The 591-nt window shown below is 78.8% G+C and carries 1 protein-coding gene; it reads right to left on the bottom strand.

Translation table 11 applies throughout. The features are described 5' to 3' along the window. On the bottom strand, positions 1 to 591 hold a 591-nt coding region (locus ACOV8S_RS31120; protein ID WP_448321835.1), incomplete at both ends, for an EboA domain-containing protein.

Genomic DNA, 591 nt, shown 5'->3' with positions numbered 1-591 from the left:
CCCCCAGCATGCGGGCGAGTTCGTTGTCGCCGCGGGCGCGATCGGCGAGCCGGTCGACGGTGTCGAGGGGGACGCCGGTGAAGAGGCACTTGAGGACGGCGTGCCGCCAGGGGTGGGCGGGCAGGTGGCGGGCGCCGTAGGGACCGAGGGCGGCGGCGACCAGCCGGGTGTCGTTGGTGCGCAGGGCGTCCTCGACGAGGTCCAGCGCCTCGTCGCCGGGGACCAGTGCGGGCAGGGCGTGGAGCACGGCCCGGCGTTCGGCGGCGGTGCCCTGCCGGTAGAGGCGGGCCAGGGTGCCGGGGCCCGCCCCGGCGGCGTGCAGCAGGAGGATCCGGGCGTCGTCGGCGGCGTCGGGGCCGACGCGGCGGCCGGCCTCGGCGAAACGGAGCTCCAGGACGGAGCCCCCGGCCGCGGGGGTGCGGGACTCCTCGGCCGCGGCGGTGCGGGAACGCACGGCCACGGCAGTGCCGGACTCCCCGGCCACGGTGCCGGAGCATTCCCGGGCCGCGACGGTGCCGGACTCCTCGGCCACGGTGGTGAGGGCATCCTCCAGCCAGTCCCGTGCGGGGGCCGGGAGCCGGGCGGCGAGAC

The organism is Streptomyces sp. CO7 (genome assembly GCF_053474865.1).
Note: the sequence above shows the minus strand (reverse complement) of the source record. Positions and strands in the feature narration are given on the sequence as shown.